Raw genomic sequence first — 622 nt, 5'->3', positions numbered from 1 at the left:
CCTCGGCGACGGCAGCGGGACCGCCGCCGCACCCGCACCGTCATCGGCGCCTGTTCCGCAGACCCAGCCCGCATCGGCACGGCAGAGCATCGAGCAGGCCGACATCGCATCGGAACGACGGCAGACCGCGCCACATCCCGGCCCGTCCCCTGCCGGCGCGGCGCCGGCAGGGTCTGTTGCGTCCGCCGCCTCCGACGCCGTCCGCCGTAAATCCTCGCCCCTGGCGCGCAAGATCGCGCAGGAACTCGGTGTCGACATCACGACCGTCACGGGAACCGGCCCCGGCGGACGCATCACCCGACTCGACGTCGAAAACGCCCACGCGGCAAAGACTTCCACCACTGCGCACGCGACCGCCGCACCGGAACGCACGGAACCGGGCACCAGTGTCACCCCGGCAACGGGCGACTACGACGAGATCCCCCTGACCACCATCCAGCGTGTCTCCGCCACCCGCCTCACCGAGAGCAAACAGCAGGCGCCACACATCTATCTGACCAGCGCCATCGACGTCACCGAACTCCTGGCATTCCGCGCCCGGATCAACGAGACACTCGCCGACACCGGGGCCGGCAAGATCAGCGTCAACGATCTGCTGGTCAAAGCCGTCGCCATCGCACTA

The 622-nt window shown here is 69.3% G+C and carries 1 protein-coding gene; it reads left to right on the top strand.

What is annotated here, in order from left to right; all coding sequences use genetic code 11:
- On the top strand, positions 1-622 hold a 622-nt coding region (locus ACPCUW_RS35155), incomplete at both ends, for a 2-oxo acid dehydrogenase subunit E2 (RefSeq protein WP_423429696.1).

The sequence above is a fragment of the Nocardia sp. AB354 genome (assembly GCF_049538315.1).
In the GTDB taxonomy this organism is placed as follows: Bacteria; Actinomycetota; Actinomycetes; order Mycobacteriales; family Mycobacteriaceae; genus Nocardia; species Nocardia nova.
Note: the sequence above shows the minus strand (reverse complement) of the source record. Positions and strands in the feature narration are given on the sequence as shown.